Source organism: Acinetobacter johnsonii, assembly GCF_048551975.1.
Classification (GTDB): domain Bacteria; phylum Pseudomonadota; class Gammaproteobacteria; order Pseudomonadales; family Moraxellaceae; genus Acinetobacter; species Acinetobacter johnsonii_A.
This window is the reverse complement of record NZ_JBIMCF010000033.1, coordinates 1-19954: the sequence shown is the minus strand read 5'-3', so window position 1 is coordinate 19954 and position 19954 is coordinate 1. Positions and strand designations below refer to the sequence as shown.

The window sequence follows — 19954 nt, the reverse complement described above, 5'->3', positions numbered from 1 at the left end:
GAAGCAATACAACCCATCAAATGAACGGATTCATCACGCCAATTACAAGATGGATTTAGAGATCGCTAAATTGAAACGATCTCTATGAATCACACAAATAAAGTCATGCTGGAATAGCTACGATAACTTTTTCTCTATCCCACAAACGGTGATTTTGAATAGCTTGTTTGAATTGATCTTGGATGTCTTTAAAATTTTGAGTAGAGAATAGAGCTGCATCCTTAGTGAGCTGAAACTCATCTATTAAAGCGCATTTATCGCCCAGGAAAACAATGGGCTTGAGATGTTTATATGTCTCTAATACATAATGTTTAGAAACTCCATCAGCCTTAAATACTTCTAAATTATTCCCATCAACCACGATTACGGCATCATAAGTCACAGAAGGCTCGCCATTTTGTCTTCCATCTACTGGTATTTCATTGCCATCACTAGATTTAACAGGAGCTGCGTTCGGTGCTAAAGTTTCCACAATAGCTTTTTCTGCTTCAGCCCATATTTTAATATCATCTATTGATGAAGCATTTACACCGTCATGAACGAGCAAGGCAATTTTTCGCTGTTTAATATCAGATGCAGGAAAAGATGAGGTACTTAATCTTTTCGAAGATGCAATTACGGGTTGGTGCAGATTATCTTGCTGTTTAGGGGGAGTTTTAATACCTAACTCTTTCGCAACATATTCAGCTAAGTCCAAGTCAATATTAGCTAGGACAGCGTAAACTACACGTCTGCGGATATCTTGCGATTTAACCTTAGATAATTCAAAAGAATATGCATCCTTAATATGCTGTTGTTCATATTTTTCCAAACTATGGTAGTGCATTGTGGCTTGCGAGAAATGATCAGCGAAACTTTCTGGTCGGACTCTTAGTTTGCTGCCTTGTACTTCTTCAGGATGTGTCTTGAAGGCACCACTGTCATTCGGTGATTCTCTTGGCCAATTTTCATCAACAGAATTAGGTTCATAATTTGCCTTTCCTTTATAAACTTCGTGATTAGCATAACCACCTCGTCTATTCGTATGAAAAGGACAAACAGGTTTGTTAATTGGAATTTGATTAAAATTTACCGTACCTAATCTGTGTAAGTGAGTATCCGTATAGCTAAATAGCCGTCCTTGTAAAAGGGGATCGTTACTAAAATCTATACCTGAGACAATATTTACAGGACTAAAAGCAACTTGTTCTGTTTCTGCGAAAAAATCATCTGTATTTTTGTTTAAAACAAATTTACCTAGTGGAGTGACTGGTACAAGTTCTTCTGGGATTAATTTTGTAGCATCTAAGACATCAAAGTCCCATTGTTTTGCATCTTCTTCAGAGAAAATTTGTGCGCCTAATTCCCATTCCGGGTAATTGCCACGCTCAATAGCATCCCACAGATCACGTCTGTGAAAATCGGGATCTTTGCCATTAATTTTTAAGGCTTCATCCCAGACGACTTGAGCTACCCCTTGCTTTGGAGTCCAATGGAATTTCACTAAGAATGCTTCATTATTCTCATTAATCAATCTAAATGTATGAACACCAAAACCTTGTATAGAGCGTAGATTTCTTGGAATTGCTCTATCAGACATTATCCAAGTAGTCATATGCGATGCTTCGGTGTTTAAAGAAATAAAATCCCAAAAAGTATCATGGGCAGATTGACCAGTTGGAACCTCATTGGCATCTTCTGGTTTTACTGCATGAACAAAGTCCGGAAATTTAATAGCATCCTGAATGAAGAAGACAGGGATATTATTCCCCACCAAATCATAATTTCCTTCTTCAGTATAAAATTTTATAGAAAAACCTCGTACATCTCGAACGACATCAGCCGAACCTCGCCCACCTTGAACTGTAGAAATACGGACAAAGATAGGGGTTTGATTATTTGTGTCCGTTAGGAACTTGGCTTTAGTCCATTTTTCATTACCTGTATAAGCTTGAAAGTAACCATGAGCACCGACCCCTCGAGCATGTACAACACGTTCTGGAATACGCTCACGATCAAAATGAATAAGTTTATCCCTTAGAAGAAAGTCCTCGAGAAGAGTAGGGCCTTTCTCATTAATTTTTAGACTATTTTGATTATCAGCTACGGGAACACCTAAAGAAGAGGTAAGGGTTTTACCTATAGGATTCACGTATGCTTCCTCAGTAAGCTGGTCGATTTTTGGTGTATTTGGTTCTTTCATATCATATTCTCTTATACATTTTCTTTATAACATTTTGTGAATATAAGTAATTGTTTTCACGTAAGTTAATGGCTTATTTGTTGACGGATATTTTGTGCTTATACAACTTAATAGGTTATTTACAATCGAATATGAGTTACTTGCCAGAAAACTCTTTTTGGATCAAAGATACCCATATAAACTTTAAGCATTTGCTCTTTGAGTAAGGTAAAGAAATGTATATTTTTTGTTCGCCTAAACTATTCATGTTAAATAATATTGAATTAATCTAAGTCAAAACAAAAGCTTATTAATTTTGATATTCCTCGCAATACAAACAGGATTTAGCCCATTTTGTATTTTGACAGCGTGGGCATTCTTCTTTTAAATGATTTAAATGTTGGGTTTGGCCACATAACATACAAGAATAAAAGTGATCTACATTGTGATGATTTGCGATTTGGTATTCATCGGGAAACAAAGGAAGACCCCATTTTACATTTTCTTTAGAATATGGGATCACGCTTAGGCAGCCATCAGTCTCAAGCAGTGCCATTTTAACTTGTCCAAGATGCTCTATTTTCTTTTGGCGCATTTCAGCAAAGAACTCATCATATGAATACTTTTCTTGCTTAATATCGTCAACAATCAGTAAACCATTTTTGACGATGTATATTGGTCGACCTTCCAATACTGTCTCAATAGCATCGGATTTCATCATTAAATAAGTTGTTAAGCGATATAAAGCCATAATTACTGCAAAAACGATGACAGCATGAATGATAGGAACTTCTTCATAGAACATAGCATCGCCAGCAGCAGATCCTAAACTAAGAATAATTGCGATTTCAAAGATGGAAAGTTGCCTAACACCACGTTTACCAGAAAATCTTAAAACTAAGATAATCAGGAAGTACATCAAGACACTACGAAGTACAATTTCTGCTGCAAAAGTAAATGTAGTATCAGCTAATAGTATTTTTATAAAGTCCATTTTACACCTATTTAATTATTATTTAGATGTGCTGATAATGAGCCTAAAAGGCTCATTATCATTATATTGGCTTACATTTTGTCCCATGCATCTTTAATCGCATGTTTGGCTTGTTCCCACTTTAAGCGTGATTCAGCCTTTAGTTCTTCCCATTTTACTTTCAAATCACTTTCAGAATCTTCAAATCGTGCATCAGTACCACGCTCATTGCGGGCATGCTGACCTAGTTCATAAGCTGAACGAAGATCACGGTCATAATCCACATCGGGAAGTTCTCGTTGGATATCACCGTAATATGGGCGGTTTGAATAATCTGTACGCCAATCATGCTTGATTGGGTTTTCGTCTTGATGGTCATTGATGGTCATAATGAACTCCAATTCTATTAAACTAATGAAAGGATTCTAGTATTTCTGCTTTATTAACCTAACTTCTATTTTCGCTGTTGGTTTTGATTGTCGCCCTCCTGATTTTGCTGACGTTGATTATCGCTCTGTTGATTTTGATTATTCATTTTATAGAACCTCATAAGGTTAGAATTAATCTACATTAATTAATCGGTAGATGTATTATTAATATCATAATTGCATGGTTATGAAATATTAAAGTTGTTACATTTTAATTTTTTAGTTAAGTTTTGTTTTATTTAGAGTGTTGAATATTGATAATTAATGAATATATATATATTTGATATATTACAAACGGTTAACATTAATATTTTTATTAATTTTTAAAGATACTCATATATAGATAAGATTTAAGTTTTTGATTTGATATCTGTTTTATAAGAAAAGAATTTGTTTTTATAGAGTATTACATAGAAAAATGTGCCAACATTTGTTTCTTGGTTTTAGATCCACCTTTCTTAAGTAAGTTAGTATGTTCTATATAGGTATTTGATTTAAATGGTTTTTATTTTTTAATTATTGCTAAGGTTACTTTTTATGATTCTAGAGAGTACTTTTTAAGTGATTTATTTTTTAAATATTTATTAATTAAAATTTAGAAATAATGTGATGGGCATCACAGATATTAAAATTTTACTTATTTATAAAAATTATAAATATTGAATCAAGGTGTTGAATTATGTTGTTAAATAAATCCTGAAGTTACATTTATTAACGTTTCTTTTCAAAGTTGTTAATTAATTAAGTATAAGTGTCAATTATGTTGGTATAAGTTATTTACCGCGAGAGAATTATAATGCCTAATGCAGTAAAAGAGAGAATTTTAAATTTAATAACCGATGCCCATCAGAAATATTTTGAAATAACACAATTTTTCTTAGATCCATCAGTGTCGCGTTCTGCAAAAGAGTTGAAAGCTTTTCATTTCCTAGAAAACGAAATACTTCATTTAGATAGCGATTTCTCTGATTTTCCTACTAATCTTGATCAATTGGCAGTCTGGATGCAGCAACAAAATAAAACACAATGCTTGCATTACAAAGAGTACTTAGAAAGGCGTGAAAATGGGAGTGCAAGGGAGTTTTTTGGAACTACAAGTAAAGCTTATGAGTTTTTATATAAAGTAGCACCGACCAAACGTGTAGACGGTGCTTGGCTTTATAGCTTTACGCAGTACTGGAATGATCCAGCTTTTAGAGACTTTATACAGATATATGTTGAGGAGTTGGGGTTAGGTTCTAGCCAAAGTAACCATGTAAAACTTTTCAATAAATTACTTCTATCACTTGGTCTTCATCAATTTTCAATTAATTTACCTGATGAATACTATCACCAGTCGGCAATACAATTGGCTTTAGCTTATGCTCCATCAGATTTTATACCCGAGATTGCAGGTTTTAATTTTGGATATGAACAACTACCACTTCATTTATTGATAACAAATTATGAACTTAAAGAGTTAGGCATTGATTCCAAATATTTTAACCTACACATTACAATTGATAATTTTGATAATGGACATGCTCAATTAGCTACAAATGCGATTAAATGTTTAGCCAAACGCTACCCAAATCAATCCGAATTTATTCGTAAATTAAAGATAGGCTTTTTATTGAATCATCGGGGAGTTAGCTCAGTTCAAATAATAAAAAACCTAAATACTGAGCGAGTGGTTCTGGACATTTTCAAGAGCAAAGCTTTAGTTGGAAAGCACATGCATAATGAGAAATGCAAGTTTAAGAATAAGTCTGTAAATTCATGGCTATCAGAAGAAAATCAGGTTGAGGAATTCATTCTTGAGCTAATAAAAATAGGATGGATTAAGCTTAACGAAGATCCTGAACATAGCCGATTTTGGAAAATGATCAATGAAGAAGATGGGAAAATGTTTGGAGTTTTCTCTGCTGTAGAAAAAACTTTTATTTATGATTGGATTGCGGGTGCTAATTTAAGTAGACGCATTAATCCAGTAAATTCAGAATACATAAAAAACTTTATCGAACTAAATGATTTTAGTTATTTGTCAGAAAAGGAATTATTGCTGTTACAGCAGCAAATTCAGATATCTACAAATACTGGCCATAAAATTAGCAAATTGATGCCATATTTAGCTCCACATCAACATCACCAAGAGATTGGTTTATGGGCTACTCAAAAAGTAGTTGAGTATATTTTCCCATTCTTAGGCAGTAATTTTAAATAAGAGTAGGCTAACTTATTAATTTATAGAGAATAAATGTAGTCTATGACAAATAGATGGCATCTAGCTATTTTTTACAAGTATGAAATGAAATACGTATGACTCAAACGGACATTGCGAAGGGTTAGGGCTTTTTTGAAATTACTTACAAAGAAGTAAAGAGTACGGTCAAAGTCTAGCCGTACTCTTTACTTTAGGATAATTTAAATAGCTTGCCATTGTTGCTTAACTTCTTCTGAATTTTTAATCAGAACTATTTTTTCATCTTTGACTTCACCAATCCATGCCGTTGGGATCAGATGATGCTGATCATTTTCATCACGCGTCAGCTTGAGTTGGCTATCACCTTCGAGATGATCAACTGTTCCGACTTTGGTACCACAAGAAGCAATTACCACTGAATGTTTTTTAATATCTTGAATATTTAAAGTACTCATTTCTTAAACCTCTTTTATAAACATTACAACACGGAAGCCTTTAAGCTACTGCTTATTTCCTTATAATTGTTGGATTTTAAATAAACCTTACATGATGATTTTATAGATTCACTTAAACCTACTATTTAGTTAACAATGAAACAAAAAGAAATAAATAGTTAAATAATTACGAATAATTATCTCTTCATTACAATTTATCTATTTAACTAAACAGATTATTTCAATTATTATTTAAATAAACTCATTTGAATTAATATTTTAAGAATGAATAGAAAAATATTTATAAAAAGCTCAACTTTAGACATATTAAATCGCTTTGAGCAGTATTCAGCTGAAGAAAAGCTAACTCAACGTCCAATTGTGTTGAAACAGTTGATTCATTCTGTTGGACGTTTGCCTGAACCTGCTTCGGGACAAACCTATCAACGCTGGCAAATTTTGGCCCAGATAGCTGGCTTTGACCTAAGTTTAGCAAAGCTTTTTGAGTCCCATTTTGATGCTTTAAGTATTTTGCATGAACTCGGTTATCAACATGAAATCAATGAGGAGACATGGGCTGTTTGGGCTGCCGATGGTGGACCCGTGCCGTTACAGGTCGAAAATGGGCTTTGTCATGGAATTAAGCCGTGGTGTTCAGGCGCTGAATTTATTCATAAAGCATTAATCAGTTTTAAAGATCAACAGGGGCAATCTCAGCTCTGCATTATTGACCTCAACCAATCATTGATCACCATTGATCTGGCTCACTGGCAAGCTATAGGCATGAAGGGAACACAGACCGCAAGAGTCAATTTTCAGGAGATAGCAGTCAAACTCATTGGTCATCCCAACGACTACCTTGATCGGGTTGGTTTCTGGCATGGTGCTGCGGGTGTTGCAGCTTGCTGGTACGGTGCCGCGGTGCGGTTAGTGGATGAGCTACAACAAAGTTGCCTTAAAACCCCTAATCCTTTTAAGAAAATGTATTTAGGGCGGTTGGTAACTCGACTTGCTGTAACCCGACAATATTTCCAATATATCGCGCAACTGATTGATAGCCAACCCAAGCTTAGCCATGAACGGGATGTACGGATCTTGCGTGCGCAGGCAGAACAAAGCTGTTTGGAGGTTATTGAAGGGGTAGGAAAAGCACTTGGAGCACGGCCTTTTTGTGAACAAGCAACTTTTGCCAGCCTAATGGCTGATTTACCTGTATTTATTCGGCAAAGTCATGCGGCATTCGACGATGAGCAAATTGCTGAACGATGTTTACAGGAGCAAATATCATGGCAGCTCTAAAACACCCTTTAGTCGAAGATCGTATTATTGAAGGGCAAGGGACCTCCCGAGAACAATGGCTGCATGCATTTGAGCAGCAGCCGCTTACTCTACTCAATTTTAAAAAATTTCAATATAAAAGAATCTTGATTGTTGCACCCCATCCAGATGATGAGATACTGGGGTGTGGTGGCTTGATGCAACAATTAATTATGTTGAATTGTCAGTTGGTGATCGTTGCCGTCAGTAATGGGACACAAAGCCATCCACATTCAACCAAATACAGCCCAGATCAATTAGATCAAATTCGCCCACAAGAAAGCTTGGCGGCTTTACAGCGTCTAGATATTTCTGAATATGTTCAACGTATTGCACTAAATTTACCAGATGGGCAGATTCATTTGCACAGAGAACATCTGTGGCAAGAATTAGACAAGTTGGTTAAAGCGGAAGATATTTTAATTTGTAGCTATGCACAGGATGGGCATCCAGATCATGAAGCGGTAGGAAAAACTGTACAGGCATTTGCTCTAGCTCATGACATGTCATATTTACACGTGCTGATCTGGGCTTGGCATTGGGCGCGACCACTAGATCCACGTATCAACTGGCAAAAGGCTAGAGCTTACAACTTAACTCAGGCTCAATTAATCAAAAAACGTCGGGCCATCATGCAGTTTAAGAGTCAGATTGAAGCTGATGAAAGTACAGGCAATTCTGCGATTTTATCTCCAGCAATCATCGAACGTCTGTTAATGCCTTGGGAGGTTTATCTTTGTGAATGATTCTAGTCAATATTTCGAAGCCTTATATCATCACAATAATGACCCTTGGGGCTATGATTTACATTGGTATGAAGCTCGTAAAAGGCAGATTTGTTTGGCATTGCTTACTCAACAGCGTTATTCATCAGTGTTGGAAATCGGCTGTTCCAATGGCCATTTAAGTGTACATTTAGCCAAACGCGCTGATCAGCTTTTATGTCTAGATTTTTCTGAACATGCTGTTCATTGGGCCTCTAAACGTTTAGAGAATTTGAAACATGTGAGCGTTCAACACCAAAAAATTCCTGAATATTTTCCTGAACAGAAATTTGATCTGATTGTCATCAGTGAAGTGGCCTATTACTTATCACGCAATGAACTGCATGAACTGATCGATCAGCTCCAAGACAGTTTAACGCCACAAGGTGAAATCCTGTGTTGTCACTGGCGTCACGCCATTCAGGATTTTGAACTAGATGCTTATCAAGTCCATCATTATTTAAAACAATCTTTGTTGTTCACTCATTATTTAAGTCTGAATGATCCAGATTTCATCATTGATATCTGGACGGTAAATCCTTCATCTTTGGCAAAACAACAGGGCTTAGTATGAAAATAGGTATTGTTATCCCAGCCCATAATGAAGAACAGAATTTATCCGCTTGTTTGCAGTCAATTAAACACGCTATACAGCATATAGGTCACGGTCAGGTCGAGATTCTAGTGGTTTTAGACAGTTGTACTGACCAGTCCCTCATGATTGTAAAGTCACATCAGATGAATTGGCTTGAATGTAATTTTGCTTGTGTGGGCAAGGCCAGAGACCTTGGCATTAGGCAGCTAATCGATCAAGGAGTTACATGGGTCGCTTGCACGGATGCTGATACAATTGTAGATCCAGATTGGTTACTATGCCAAATGCGACATCAGCCAACAGATGCCATTTGTGGAATCGTTATATTGGATGATCTTAGTCACTTATCAATACAACAACAGCAAAAATATCTGACGCATTATCAGGACATGATGGATCATCAACATATACATGGGGCGAATTTAAGCTTTAGTGCCGAAGCCTATATTCAGGCGGGAGGCTTTGAACCTATTCCTTGTCATGAGGATGTCTCATTAATTGAAAAATTTATTAAGCAATGTTGCAAAATCACTTGGAGTAATTTGGTTCGCGTCACCACTAGCAGTCGATTAAATGGACGTGCACCTGAAGGTTTATCGTACTTTTTAAAACATTTATAAAATTGATCTGATTTGGTGGAGAAAGCTAATCCACAGCTATACCGAGTGAAATAGATTATTCAGCTTTATAAATGAACTGCTTAATTCAGTCATCCCTATAAAATTTAAATAAATTCATATCTTTGCCTAATTTAATTGAAAAGCTAAGAATAAAAAGTGTTAAAAATAAACGCTTTAATTTTATTTGAATAAATGAAGATAAATTATTGATATGTATTGATTTTATTTTTTGCAAAAAATACTATTTTTAGCTTGGTTTTGTGTATAATTTCGCCATAAAAACCTCTGTGGATTTATAGAACTTCTCTATAGATTAGCAGGGGTTTTTCTATGGCGATTTATCCGAGATGGACGCTCTGAGTTAATTTGTGTGGATGGTATTAAATGATCCTTTTTTCCAGAACTGCTCTTATTGATCCTGAAATTCAATTAAGTGCTCAACGTCTTTCAACTCGTTTTAGCTTTTTCGGTCTTGGTTTCGCCACGGCTGCGTGGGCGCCGCTGATTCCTTTTGCCCAGCAACGTTTACATTTTAATCATGCCGATTTTGGTTTGTTGCTATTATGCAGCGGCTTAGGTGCAATGCTAGCTATGCCTACAACAGGTAAAATTGTTCAGCGTGTTGGTTGTCGTGTGCCGATCGGTTTCGCTTTACTCTTGCTTGCCGTTTTATTGCCAAGCCTAAGCTTATGGACCACGCCGTTAATGATGGCGATCACCTTATTCTTATTTGGTTCAGCAGCAGGAAGTCTGGGCGTTGCACTCAATATTCAGGCCGTAGTGGTTGAGAAAAATAGCTTAAAATCATTGATGTCTGGCTTTCATGGTATGGCGAGTCTAGGCGGATTAGCTGGGGTACTGACGATTACTGCATTGCTTGCTTTAAGTATTTCGGCTGTTATGAGCGCATTTGCTGTGAGTTTACTGTTGGTAATTATTGTTTTTCTTTCAGTGCCATACAGCATAAAAGCTGTAGAAAATACCAGTCTTGAAGCATCTTCGAAAGTGAAAAAGTCGATACGCCAGCGCCTGCCACAACCTTTGATTATGTTAATTGGTATTGCCTGCTTCATCATTTTTATGATGGAAGGCGCGGCGATGGACTGGAGTGGTATTTATTTAACGCAACAATATGGAGTTAATACCGCTTTTGCGGGATTGGCGTATACCTTCTTCGCGATTGCCATGACCACAGGACGTTTTACGGGGCATTATCTGATCCGTTATTTTGGTGAAAAAAAGCTTTTAACCTATAGCGCGATTTGTGCAACTTTAGGTTTAGCTTTGGTCAGTATCGCGCCTTATTGGTGGCTGGTTTTAGTGGGTTATACACTGGTTGGGACAGGTTGTTCTAACATCGTCCCGATCATGTTTTCCCGTGCTGGACGTCAGACGGTGATGCCGAGCGCAGTTGCATTGTCTTGTGTTTCGACCATGGCTTATACGGGTATTCTGGTTGGACCTGCTTTCATTGGAATGGTGAGTGAGCTGATTGGCCTAAGTACAGTGTTTATGGCACTATCGGGTCTATTATTATTGATTGTGGCTTTAAATCGGTTTACTTATGTGAAATAAGCATCATAGTGAATTGAACTGGCAATATCTGGATACTGCCAGTTCCTTACAAATCGAAGTACTATAAATTTTGATAAATAGGGTTAACGTTACGCATTCCCAGGAATCTGAAATCCTGCATAGCGGTTTTGTTCTGTAAGTCGTTAAGAAATGCATTGCGCCAGTCATTAATATCAAAATCTTTTAAACCTTTCATTAGTTGTTTGTAGCGTGAAATACGTTCATGTCGTGGCATTTCCAGTGCTTTTTTTAAGGCATTGACCATCGCCATTTTGTCGGTGGGATCAACCAGAAGTGCTTCTGACATCTGTTCCGCTGCACCTGCATATTTGGATAGAATTAATACGCCTGGATTAGATGGGTTTTGTGCAGCAATATATTCTTTCGCGACCAGATTCATCCCGTCTCGTATTGAACTGATCCAACACACATCGGCTTGACGATAGATTTGCATCAAATGATGATGTTTCATTGCATCATAAATACATTCCACGGGTTGCCAGTCTTCCTGTGCAAATTCCTGATTAATCATCTCGATCTTAATCTTGAAACGCTCAAATAAACGTTGATAAGCTGGAACATCCAGACGACATGGGCAAGCAATTTGTAAATGTTGAATATGCTGCTGATACTCAGGATATTTCTCTAAGAACTCTGCATAGGACAAAAAGCGTTCCAGTAAACCTTTTGAATAATCAATCCGATCTACGCCGATAATGGTTTTTGCAGCATTCAGCTCTACTGGACGGGTAAGGAAGTCTTGTACATCAATAAACTTATGGGCCGCTTTTTGAATCGCTGTTGGTTTTACCCCAATTGGGTAGCATTTAATTATGGTTAAACGTTGATTGTAGCTTAGCAAAGTTTGTTGAATTTTCTGTGCTTTCAATAAAGATGTGCATACTTGCATACACACTTTTTGATCTTTATCTGTTTGTAGACCCACCACATCGTATTGGCATAGATCCTCAATCAATTGTTGAGCACATGGAATTTTTTGCCAGATAAATAAAGGTGCAAAAGGAATGTGCAGGAAAAATCCAATTTTATTCTGCATACCGAGTTCACGGCAATATTTCGCCACACTTAAAAAATGATAATCATGAACCCAAATGGTATCGTCTGGATCTGCAATTTCGGCAAGTTTTTGAGCGAATAAAGAATTTACTTTTTGATATCCTTCGTATTCTGATGTTTTAAACTCAATCAGGTCTGAACGATAATGCATGGCAGGCCAAAGTGAATTGTTGGCAAACCCTGCATAATAATCTGAATATTGAGAATTTGTTAAAGGGCAGGTGACATAATCAACTTTATCCTTCCGAAAAATATTAAAATGTACTTCCTCTTGCTTATGAACTCGTTCGCCATTCCATCCGAGCCATATACCACCAATATCATCTAATGCATCTTGTATAGCGACTGCAAGCCCACCTGCGGTAGTTTTTTGCCCGTTGGGAATAGTGACTCGATTCGATAAAATAATTAATTTAGACATGTTTTCTCTCCATCTAAGTTGTTGTTACCCTTAAAATTGTTATCATGGTTTCGAATATGGTCTAAAAATAATTCTAAAAAATCATATACTTGCTTTGTGTCTTTAAGCTGGTATTTGGCATGGGTAAGCCCTTGACCTACTTTGATTGAGATGCCATCTTCCAACTGATTCACAAAATAAAAACCATCTTCGTCCGTAACGTCATCACCAATGAAAATTGGTGTGTAAACCTCATACTGGTTTAAATGAGCTAAAACTTCCTTGATTGCTAAGCCTTTATTGGCTTGAGCGGGTATTAATTCATAAACGAATTTCCCTTGAATTAATCTTAGGTTGGGGAATATCTTTTGAGCTTCTAACATTATTTTTTTTGCTATATCTTCGAGCTCTGGAGCTTTCCTATAATGCAACGCAATTGATGATTTCTTGTTTTCAATCAGTAAACTTGGATAGGTGATACATGCTCGAACTAAAATTTTGTAAATATTTGAAATTTCTAAGAAAATCTTTGGTTTATGTAATTTTTTTTCATTTCCTATATATATTTCTAATCCATGCAATGCAGCAATTGGAAGATCAATGGATTCAAATAATTTACGTGCAGAATCAATATCTCGTCCAGTCACAGCTATAACGGGAATCTTCTTTGAAATAATTTGTCTTAAAATATTTAAAGTCTTAGTCGGAATATAACTATCGATAGGATTTAATTGAAAATCAGATAAAGTGCCATCTATATCTAAAAATAGACATGGCTTATTGTAATTTGAGCTAAGCTTATCTCTTAAAGAGTTCAAGTATTCAAGTTTTGAAATTGATTTATCTATTATGTCTCTCAATTTTTAATATCTCATATTGCGATTATATTTTATTATAGATCGATATTTTTTTTATAATACTTAAGTTGTCAATAAGCAAACACAAGCAGAACGTAATTTACATTAGTAACGCTTAGAATACATCGTAAATCTTTCTTACATGTTTAATAAGAATTCATTTTTTATATTTATTAGACCTCTTGCGAAAGTATTATTTTTGACTATTTTAGACTTTGATATTTATTTAGAAATCAAAGCTTATCACTGATTAAATTTTGACTAACGCAAGATGTCTATTATGGCTTTGTTACACAAAGATGTATAAGTTGAAGTCGCTTTATTGCATAAATTTCTTCTTGAAGGTTTTTTCAACAATATAAATTCCAAATGAAGAAGCCTGTACCTAAAATTTATCTTACAATGAATTGGTCCACCAATAACCGAGCTCTCATTAATCGTGTGAATATTGCCATTTGGTTCGATCCAAAGACTTAGTGTATGCACAATCACAAGGCAAGCATGGTCGAAATCAAACTTACTCTGACACCGCTATTCAATGTTGTTTAATGATCAAATCCTTATTTCATCTAATGTAGACCAAAAAGTAAAATAAAATTTTCCCATATTATTAACTTATTAGGTGGTGTTTCAAAAAGTATGCTGGCGTTAAACAAATCCGTTATTAAGGTAAAAGAAAGTCAAATCAAAGGCTTTAAAATTATTTTCGAGCTTTTTAGAAAAGTTGCAACTTCTCCTGAATCCACGCCTGATTCGATGACGAATTCTACAATTGTTACCTTCAATACCGACGGTAAAAAAACTTACCGATCACTTGCTTGCAACATTGAAATGCTGTGATAAAACTATCCCAGTGATCACTCGCAATTCGAGCATATTGAACCCCAAGCTTTTTAAGTCTAGCTTTAAGACGTTGAACCGTTGCTAAATCCCGCTTACCCCAAACATAAGCAACAATTTCTCCAGATTCTCGATGGTAGGCATAAATAAGCCATTGTTTATTTTTCTTATTCCCTACAAAAGTCCAAAGTTCATCGACTTCAAGACATTCGTAGTGGCTTTGTTTAGGCTGAATCTGATAGATCGATTCACTTAAGGTTCGTAATACCTTGCCAATGCTGATACGCTCGACTTCAGTAATATCTCTTACACCGCTTCCTCTGACCATTAAATGTAAGATCTTGCCGGTAATACTTGAGTTACACCCTTGATAGCTTAATGCATGATCACCAATAAACTGACGTTTGCAATCTTTGCACTGATGGTTTTGTTTCCCATCTACTTTGATGCCATTTCTCTTTATATTGTTACTTAGACAGGTAGGACATTTGATTTGTAGCGTTATTTTCATACCTCTATTTTATCAAAAGCCATATTGTTTTTTTCAGCATACTTTTTGAAACACCACCACTTATTATTCCTTAAATGTCTCATTCAAAGCTTGTTGTACAGCATCAACACGTGTTTTACAGGCTTTGTATGCCACCATAGACTCTTCAACGATTTTCATTAAATTGTCGATGTCTGGCTCTTCCTGTGACTCCAATAGCTCGGCATTCTTTTTAAGGACTCCATAGCCTTCCTTGAAAGAGAGTTCTTTTTTACTCATTACTAATTACCTTCGTTACATTTGCTTGAATGGTGCCATCCTGTAATTCGACCTGAATGTTATCACCTGAGATTTGTTGAATAGAGCGAATTGCTTTTCCTTCACTACGAACAATTCCGTAGCCTTTAGCCATTACGTTTCTTGGATTCTGAATTAAGGTTTCACGCATCAATGATTCGACTTGATTCGTTGCCAGTTTGATCTGTTGCTGGGCTAAATAATGTAGGGTGCTTCGCATCAAATCTACGCTCTTATTTGCTTCATTAATCTGCCCATGCGCAAGCGTCTTAATCACTCTCATGTATTGATCATTTTGGCTTTGGTACGCCGTGATTTGATGTTGGGATAATAGCTTAATGGTTTGGAATGAATCTAAGACATCCTGAGTGCGATCAGCAATTAGATTACGAATGCCACCAATTACCTTACTTGGTGTATCAAATGAACGGTTTGCAACTTCATCTAGTATTGTACGGTCTTTCTCGTCACCAATACCAACCCAAATCGGAACAGTCCGTTTGGTCAACAATGCTGCCAGTCCGTAATCATTTAAATAGGCAAGGTCGTTTACAGCACCACCGCCGCGGATAATCACAATGAGATCAGGTGGCGTATTGAAATCGGTAGCCCATTGTCTCAGACCATTACCTAGAGAGGTGATAATACTCTGTGCTGCTGTGTTCCCTTGAAATGTGGCTGAATAGTATTTGAAATGACATACACCAGCTTTTTCTAAAGCATCAGCATCTTTTTTGAAGTCACCTAGACCTGCAGCATTTTCAGGAGCAATTACCAGGACATTCTGAATATCAAAAGGGGTAGGGATGAGCTTGTTTTTGTTTAATAGGCCTTCAGAGGTAAGTCTTTCTAAAATTTGTTGATAGCGCCGTGCAATGTCTCCAAGCGTATAGCTTGAGTCAATATCTTCAACATTCACTGAAAAGCCATACTGAGAATAAAACTTGGCCCTGACTTTTACTAGGACATTTAAATCCTTTGAAAGCTCTACACCGCTTTCCCTTTCAAACTTAAGCACCATTTTCTGAGCTGTAAATTTCCAGATGGTCCCTTTGCAACTTGCTATAACTTTGTCGGTACTTTCATCTTTTTCAGCTAACTCAAGATAGTAATGTCCACCCTTAATATTGAGATTGCGGATCTCAGCTTTCACCCATACAGGCTCATTGAAAGTAATTTGAATTACTTCCTGTACTGTGGATAGGTAATCACTAAGAGAAAACTGAGGTTCGGACATTAGATCAATTATTTTAAGTGCTTAAGTGAATAGTATTAAAGCAAAGCTATAAGTGCAAATTGAGAATATGATAACTTGACCTTAATCAAGGTATATGGCGTATTTCTGCTATAGTGGACGAAGTTATAGAAATTCACTTAATTACCGCAAAAAGCTCATCATTTGAAGGACTTTTTTTGTTTGTAAATAATTTGGAATAAAATGTGAATGAGATCTCAATATAACCCGAGTATATTACTTGGTATTAAGTTCTCCATGATAGTTAATATCAGTTTTCTACCTGCACCTTCCCCAAGTTGCAGGTTTTTTTTGTTTCATTTTTTGTGAGATTAATGATTTAATTATTTTGTTGTAAATAAAAACCACGATTCTTTGTTTCGGCGCAAAAGACCAAGGGAAAAGCCTTACAGAGATGTAGATCTTTTTTAATGGCAGCTTAACTTAAATTGAATCGGTGTAAATTCTAATATTTTATCAGATACTTAGTAGATAAAGTTCGTTCATATAATTGCGCTATTTTGTTTGTGATATAGTTTAATCTTTGCTTACAACAAGAAGAATAGAAATGAATATTTGTATCGGTGGTGATTTAGATGGCAGGGTAATAGTGCTTGATAAACTCTCTTTTAATGCTAAAGAAGTAAACAAGACAAAATCAACAAACTACATTAAGCAAATGTATGTAATAGATGATGACGTCTACTATTTTTGGCGTGATGCTGAGCTTAAATTGTGGGAAGTTACTCAACGAATAGAGATATTACTAGCAAAGGCTAAGCGAAAATCTATTTAAATGTCCTTGAGAGTAGGTTTATTATTGCCTTTATCCATAAAAGAAATTAGTTTAAATTAAACCAATTGTTAAAATAATTATGAGAACGGAAAAAATGAATAGAAAATTTGAACTACATGTGATTAGCCAGATCTATGACTTTTTAGTTGAAAGAGAGGCGTTCACCTCACTAAACCTTGATCGGAAAGTTACGGAGTTTTTTCGGGAAGTACATGTAGGGCAAGAAGAAGATTTTACAATTCTTGAATCAAATAAAATCTCAGGAAACTTTGGTGAAGTTTCCTATATCAATTTATTGAATGTCCCTAATTTCAACGATAAAGATAAATTTCTGAAATGGGCACATAAAGCTTTAAATTTATAAGTTGTAATAACTCAGTGTAATTTGATAGGAATTGTTTCATTATTTAATAAATTCAATTACATAAATAATAATGTGGTTACATTGTGAACAGTAATTCATCACAAGGCGGTTAGATAAATACAAATCACAGTGATATGTTTGAATCAAAAGTTCTAAATGGATGGAATTAAAGATGAAAATATTAACTTTGGTGAGCATAGGTGCGGTAGCAAGTTTCTGTTTATTGTCAAAGCGTCACACTACTGAAAATTCATTTCATTCAAACTTCGACACAGTTGTTCGAAATGCTGTCTTACAGGGATTCATATAAATATAGATGCCTAAGATATATACCTTTTAAGTACTTAAAGGAGGAATAAGATGATCAGATTATTAATGTGTATATTTGGCCTTCATGGTGCTAGGTGTTTAGTCCCAGATTTTAATGGTGCAATATTCTCAGATAAATGGAAGGAAGCACTATGGGACAAGTTCTACACAGCAGCGCCACAAAGACACAGGCAGTGCGTCGAGCAATACAAAATAGTCAAGAGAGCTTAAGAACACTAGCCAAGCGTTACGGCATCAATCAAAAGACCGTCGCAAAATGGAAGAAACGTACTTCAGTAGATGATCTTACAACCGGGCCAAAGAATCCTTGCTCAAGCGTGTTATCGCCTGAAGATGAGGCGGCAATTGTTGCTTTTCGAAAACGCACTTTGTTGCCACTAGACGATAGTCTTTATGCATTGCAGCCGAGTATTCCTTATCTGACACGCTCGTCGTTACACCGCTGCTTGCAGCGGCATCGTATTTCAAGACTGCCTGAGGTACAAGGTGATCGCCCTGTCAGGAAGCGCTTCAAGAGCTACCCCATTGGTTACTTTCATATCGACATCGCTGAGATGCAAACAGCACAGGGTAAGCTTTATCTCTTCGTTGCCATTGATCGCACTTCCAAGTTCGCGTTCACAGAATTGCATACTAAAGCCAGTAAGATGGCAGCCGCGGAGTTCCTGCGCAATCTGGTTAAGGCTGTGCCCTATAGAATCCATACGGTGCTGACAGATAACGGCATCCAGTTTACGAACCGCACCTGTGATCGCTACGCCTCTGAGCACATCTTTGATCGGGTTTGTACTGAATGTGGCATTGAACATCGTCTTACCAAGGTCAAGCATCCATGGACCAATGGACAGGTCGAGCGGATGAACCGAACGGTTAAAGAAGCTACTGTCAAACGGTTCCATTACGACGATCACACTCAGCTATGTATTCACCTTGCTGATTTTATTGCTGCATACAACTTCGGCCGCAGACTCAAAACACTCAGTGGCCTGACTCCCTACGAGTTCATCTGCAAACAGTGGATAGATGAACCTGAATTTTTTAAGATTGATCCGATCCATCAAATGCCGGGACTAAACAGCTAGGGTCTGTTGAGAATTACCGAGAGTTAATTAAACTCGCGCACAATTGAATCATGGCTTCAAAACTCGTATCTGTTTTACAACTACGCATCGCTATACGTTTAAATTCTTTTAACTTACAGAAATAGTTTTCAATGAGATGACGCCATTTATACATAATCGTATCAAATCCTCTCATTACTTTTCGATTAGATTTAGGTGGGATCACCACTTTCACTTTACGTTCATTGAGTTCTTGGATGAGTCAATCTGCATCAAATGCTTTATCCGCTAGTAATGCTTGAAAAACAACATCTTCAATTAAAGGTTTGGTTTCTACTAAATCGTGATATTGACTAGGCATTAATCGAAACTTAATAAGGTTGCCTAGACTATCCACTAAGGCAAGAATTTTACAGGTCATTCCACCTCGAGATTTACCTATAGACTGTTTGAAAGTCTTGCCCATGTCGATGAACTTTAACAATCGTTCCATCAATCATGGCGTATTCCAAATCAACATCTTCATTTACAGATGCAAAAATAGTTTAAAATACACCAGCTTTCACCCAATCACGGTATCTTTTAAAGACGGTATTCCATTTACCAAAATGAGGAGGTAGATCACGCCATGGACTGCCTGTACGGGCAATCCATAGGACTGCTTCTAAAAATAATCGATTATCTTTTCCACTACGACCTCGATCGGTCACTTTACCTAGGCAAAAGAGCGGTTCAATTATTGATTGAATCTGAAAAAGATTATCCTTCTACTTAGGCTGCAATCACAGCAATTGCGCCTAAGATCGGTTGTACTCCTGAAACACTTCGTGCCTGGTATCAAAAGCATTTAGATCAGCAAAATCCTATTAAAGTACAACAGATATCTGATCAAGAAAAAATGAAGCAAATGGAACGTGAAATTAAAGAATTAAAGCGTGCCAATGAAATTCTACGTAAAGCAGCCGCTTTTTTCGCCCAGGCGGAGCTCGACCGCCCACACAAATAATGGTGGATTTCATCTTATTCCAAATCGAGAAGTAATAATGCACAGTGAACCGTACTGGGTTTGTCGGAGACTTTTTTATTTAAGTTAGGCCACCTGACCTAACGGGTTAATCTTATCATAGTACATTGCTTCAAACTCAAAAGGCGATACATA

General features: G+C 36.5%; 18 protein-coding genes and 3 pseudogenes. 11 read left to right on the top strand and 10 right to left on the bottom strand.

Annotated elements, in window-relative coordinates:
• Positions 1-103: 103 nt before the first annotated feature.
• The 3 genes from ACG9ZB_RS15470 to ACG9ZB_RS15460 all read right to left on the bottom strand — a co-directional run bounded on the left by ACG9ZB_RS15470 (position 104) and on the right by ACG9ZB_RS15460 (position 3523).
• Positions 104-2182: a catalase gene (locus tag ACG9ZB_RS15470; RefSeq protein WP_419326657.1), complete on the bottom strand. Its 2079-nt coding sequence runs from the start codon at positions 2180-2182 to the stop codon at positions 104-106.
• Positions 2183-2471: 289 nt separating this feature from the next.
• Positions 2472-3155, bottom strand: a complete 684-nt coding sequence (locus ACG9ZB_RS15465; RefSeq protein ID WP_419326655.1) for a DUF421 domain-containing protein — start codon at positions 3153-3155, stop codon at positions 2472-2474.
• Between the two features lie 71 nt (positions 3156-3226).
• Positions 3227-3523 carry a hypothetical protein gene (locus tag ACG9ZB_RS15460; protein WP_004981674.1) on the bottom strand — a complete coding sequence of 99 codons (297 nt, stop codon included), beginning with the start codon at positions 3521-3523 and terminating at the stop codon, positions 3227-3229.
• An 835-nt stretch (positions 3524-4358) separates the two neighbouring features.
• Between ACG9ZB_RS15460 and ACG9ZB_RS15455 the strand changes: the two genes are divergently transcribed.
• On the top strand, positions 4359-5765 hold the full coding sequence (locus ACG9ZB_RS15455; protein ID WP_419326654.1) for an iron-containing redox enzyme family protein: 1407 nt from the start codon (positions 4359-4361) through the stop codon (positions 5763-5765).
• 200 nt (positions 5766-5965) lie between these two features.
• On the opposite strand, the gene ACG9ZB_RS15450 is transcribed toward ACG9ZB_RS15455, so the two are convergent.
• Positions 5966-6199 carry a DUF2171 domain-containing protein gene (locus ACG9ZB_RS15450; RefSeq protein WP_419326653.1) on the bottom strand — a complete coding sequence of 78 codons (234 nt, stop codon included), beginning with the start codon at positions 6197-6199 and terminating at the stop codon, positions 5966-5968.
• 264 nt (positions 6200-6463) lie between these two features.
• Here ACG9ZB_RS15450 and ACG9ZB_RS15445 point away from each other — a divergent pair, with 264 nt between their 5' ends.
• From ACG9ZB_RS15445 to ACG9ZB_RS15425, 5 genes are all read left to right on the top strand, one after another.
• Complete coding sequence (locus tag ACG9ZB_RS15445; RefSeq protein ID WP_419326652.1) at positions 6464-7477, top strand: acyl-CoA dehydrogenase; 1014 nt, start codon at positions 6464-6466, stop codon at positions 7475-7477.
• Positions 7465-8241, top strand: a complete 777-nt coding sequence (locus tag ACG9ZB_RS15440; RefSeq protein ID WP_419326650.1) for a PIG-L deacetylase family protein — start codon at positions 7465-7467, stop codon at positions 8239-8241. The genes ACG9ZB_RS15445 and ACG9ZB_RS15440 overlap by 13 nt, the downstream gene beginning before the upstream one ends.
• Positions 8234-8833 carry a class I SAM-dependent methyltransferase gene (locus ACG9ZB_RS15435; protein ID WP_419326648.1) on the top strand — a complete coding sequence of 200 codons (600 nt, stop codon included), beginning with the start codon at positions 8234-8236 and terminating at the stop codon, positions 8831-8833. Before ACG9ZB_RS15440 ends, ACG9ZB_RS15435 begins: the two co-directional genes overlap by 8 nt.
• A complete protein-coding gene (locus ACG9ZB_RS15430) occupies positions 8830-9474 on the top strand; it encodes a glycosyltransferase (protein ID WP_004638728.1) in 645 nt (214 codons plus the stop codon). Before ACG9ZB_RS15435 ends, ACG9ZB_RS15430 begins: the two co-directional genes overlap by 4 nt.
• A gap of 384 nt (positions 9475-9858) precedes the next feature.
• Positions 9859-11049 carry an MFS transporter gene (locus ACG9ZB_RS15425; protein WP_419326647.1) on the top strand — a complete coding sequence of 397 codons (1191 nt, stop codon included), beginning with the start codon at positions 9859-9861 and terminating at the stop codon, positions 11047-11049.
• A 61-nt stretch (positions 11050-11110) separates the two neighbouring features.
• Here ACG9ZB_RS15425 and ACG9ZB_RS15420 read toward each other — a convergent pair whose 3' ends face one another.
• Positions 11111-12547: a trehalose-6-phosphate synthase gene (locus tag ACG9ZB_RS15420; protein ID WP_419326645.1), complete on the bottom strand. Its 1437-nt coding sequence runs from the start codon at positions 12545-12547 to the stop codon at positions 11111-11113.
• Complete coding sequence (gene otsB / locus ACG9ZB_RS15415) at positions 12535-13386, bottom strand: trehalose-phosphatase (protein WP_419326643.1); 852 nt, start codon at positions 13384-13386, stop codon at positions 12535-12537. Before otsB ends, ACG9ZB_RS15420 begins: the two co-directional genes overlap by 13 nt.
• A 366-nt stretch (positions 13387-13752) precedes the next feature.
• On the opposite strand from otsB, the pseudogene ACG9ZB_RS15410 reads away from it, so the two are divergent.
• Positions 13753-13955: pseudogene (locus ACG9ZB_RS15410) on the top strand (transposase); the annotation flags it as partial.
• Between the two features lie 76 nt (positions 13956-14031).
• Here ACG9ZB_RS15410 and ACG9ZB_RS15405 read toward each other — a convergent pair.
• The 3 genes from ACG9ZB_RS15405 to xseA form a co-directional block, all read right to left on the bottom strand.
• A protein-coding gene (locus tag ACG9ZB_RS15405) for an IS1 family transposase (protein ID WP_419326641.1) occupies positions 14032-14734 on the bottom strand; the annotation gives its coding sequence in 2 pieces (ribosomal slippage) (positions 14032-14184 and positions 14186-14734; 702 coding nt in all).
• Between the two features lie 63 nt (positions 14735-14797).
• Entirely contained in the window at positions 14798-14992 is a 195-nt protein-coding gene (gene xseB, locus ACG9ZB_RS15400; RefSeq protein WP_004986572.1) for an exodeoxyribonuclease VII small subunit, read from the bottom strand.
• On the bottom strand, positions 14985-16247 hold the full coding sequence (xseA, locus tag ACG9ZB_RS15395) for an exodeoxyribonuclease VII large subunit (RefSeq protein ID WP_419326639.1): 1263 nt from the start codon (positions 16245-16247) through the stop codon (positions 14985-14987). Before xseA ends, xseB begins: the two co-directional genes overlap by 8 nt.
• A 565-nt stretch (positions 16248-16812) precedes the next feature.
• On the opposite strand from xseA, the gene ACG9ZB_RS15390 reads away from it, so the two are divergent.
• The 3 genes from ACG9ZB_RS15390 (at position 16813) to ACG9ZB_RS15380 (ending at position 18816) form a co-directional block, all read left to right on the top strand.
• Complete coding sequence (locus ACG9ZB_RS15390; protein WP_419326637.1) at positions 16813-17040, top strand: hypothetical protein; 228 nt, start codon at positions 16813-16815, stop codon at positions 17038-17040.
• 94 nt (positions 17041-17134) lie between these two features.
• Entirely contained in the window at positions 17135-17404 is a 270-nt protein-coding gene (locus tag ACG9ZB_RS15385; protein ID WP_034616994.1) for a hypothetical protein, read from the top strand.
• Between the two features lie 461 nt (positions 17405-17865).
• Positions 17866-18816, top strand: a complete 951-nt coding sequence (locus ACG9ZB_RS15380) for an IS481 family transposase (protein ID WP_419326636.1) — start codon at positions 17866-17868, stop codon at positions 18814-18816.
• 13 nt (positions 18817-18829) lie between these two features.
• On the opposite strand, the pseudogene ACG9ZB_RS15375 reads toward ACG9ZB_RS15380, so the two are convergent.
• Positions 18830-19544 (bottom strand): annotated as a pseudogene (locus ACG9ZB_RS15375) (IS5 family transposase).
• Between ACG9ZB_RS15375 and ACG9ZB_RS15370 the strand changes: the two are divergent.
• A pseudogene (locus ACG9ZB_RS15370) lies at positions 19469-19815 on the top strand (transposase); the annotation flags it as partial. The pseudogenes ACG9ZB_RS15375 and ACG9ZB_RS15370 sit on opposite strands and share 76 nt — an antisense overlap.
• Positions 19816-19954: the final 139 nt, after the last annotated feature.

Bases quoted from the DNA above. Each gene is read 5' to 3' on its own strand.
- ACG9ZB_RS15470 (WP_419326657.1), bottom strand. From the start codon at position 2,182: ATGAAAGAACCAAATACACCAAAAATCGACCAGCTTACTGAGGAAGCA.
- ACG9ZB_RS15465 (WP_419326655.1), bottom strand. From the start codon at position 3,155: ATGGACTTTATAAAAATACTATTAGCTGATACTACATTTACTTTTGCA.
- ACG9ZB_RS15460 (WP_004981674.1), bottom strand. From the start codon at position 3,523: ATGACCATCAATGACCATCAAGACGAAAACCCAATCAAGCATGATTGG.
- ACG9ZB_RS15455 (WP_419326654.1), top strand. From the start codon at position 4,359: ATGCCTAATGCAGTAAAAGAGAGAATTTTAAATTTAATAACCGATGCC.
- ACG9ZB_RS15450 (WP_419326653.1), bottom strand. From the start codon at position 6,199: ATGAGTACTTTAAATATTCAAGATATTAAAAAACATTCAGTGGTAATT.
- ACG9ZB_RS15445 (WP_419326652.1), top strand. From the start codon at position 6,464: ATGAATAGAAAAATATTTATAAAAAGCTCAACTTTAGACATATTAAAT.
- ACG9ZB_RS15440 (WP_419326650.1), top strand. From the start codon at position 7,465: ATGGCAGCTCTAAAACACCCTTTAGTCGAAGATCGTATTATTGAAGGG.
- ACG9ZB_RS15430 (WP_004638728.1), top strand. From the start codon at position 8,830: ATGAAAATAGGTATTGTTATCCCAGCCCATAATGAAGAACAGAATTTA.
- ACG9ZB_RS15425 (WP_419326647.1), top strand. From the start codon at position 9,859: ATGATCCTTTTTTCCAGAACTGCTCTTATTGATCCTGAAATTCAATTA.
- ACG9ZB_RS15420 (WP_419326645.1), bottom strand. From the start codon at position 12,547: ATGTCTAAATTAATTATTTTATCGAATCGAGTCACTATTCCCAACGGG.
- xseB (WP_004986572.1), bottom strand. From the start codon at position 14,992: ATGAGTAAAAAAGAACTCTCTTTCAAGGAAGGCTATGGAGTCCTTAAA.
- xseA (WP_419326639.1), bottom strand. From the start codon at position 16,247: ATGTCCGAACCTCAGTTTTCTCTTAGTGATTACCTATCCACAGTACAG.
- ACG9ZB_RS15390 (WP_419326637.1), top strand. From the start codon at position 16,813: ATGAATATTTGTATCGGTGGTGATTTAGATGGCAGGGTAATAGTGCTT.
- ACG9ZB_RS15385 (WP_034616994.1), top strand. From the start codon at position 17,135: ATGAATAGAAAATTTGAACTACATGTGATTAGCCAGATCTATGACTTT.
- ACG9ZB_RS15380 (WP_419326636.1), top strand. From the start codon at position 17,866: ATGGGACAAGTTCTACACAGCAGCGCCACAAAGACACAGGCAGTGCGT.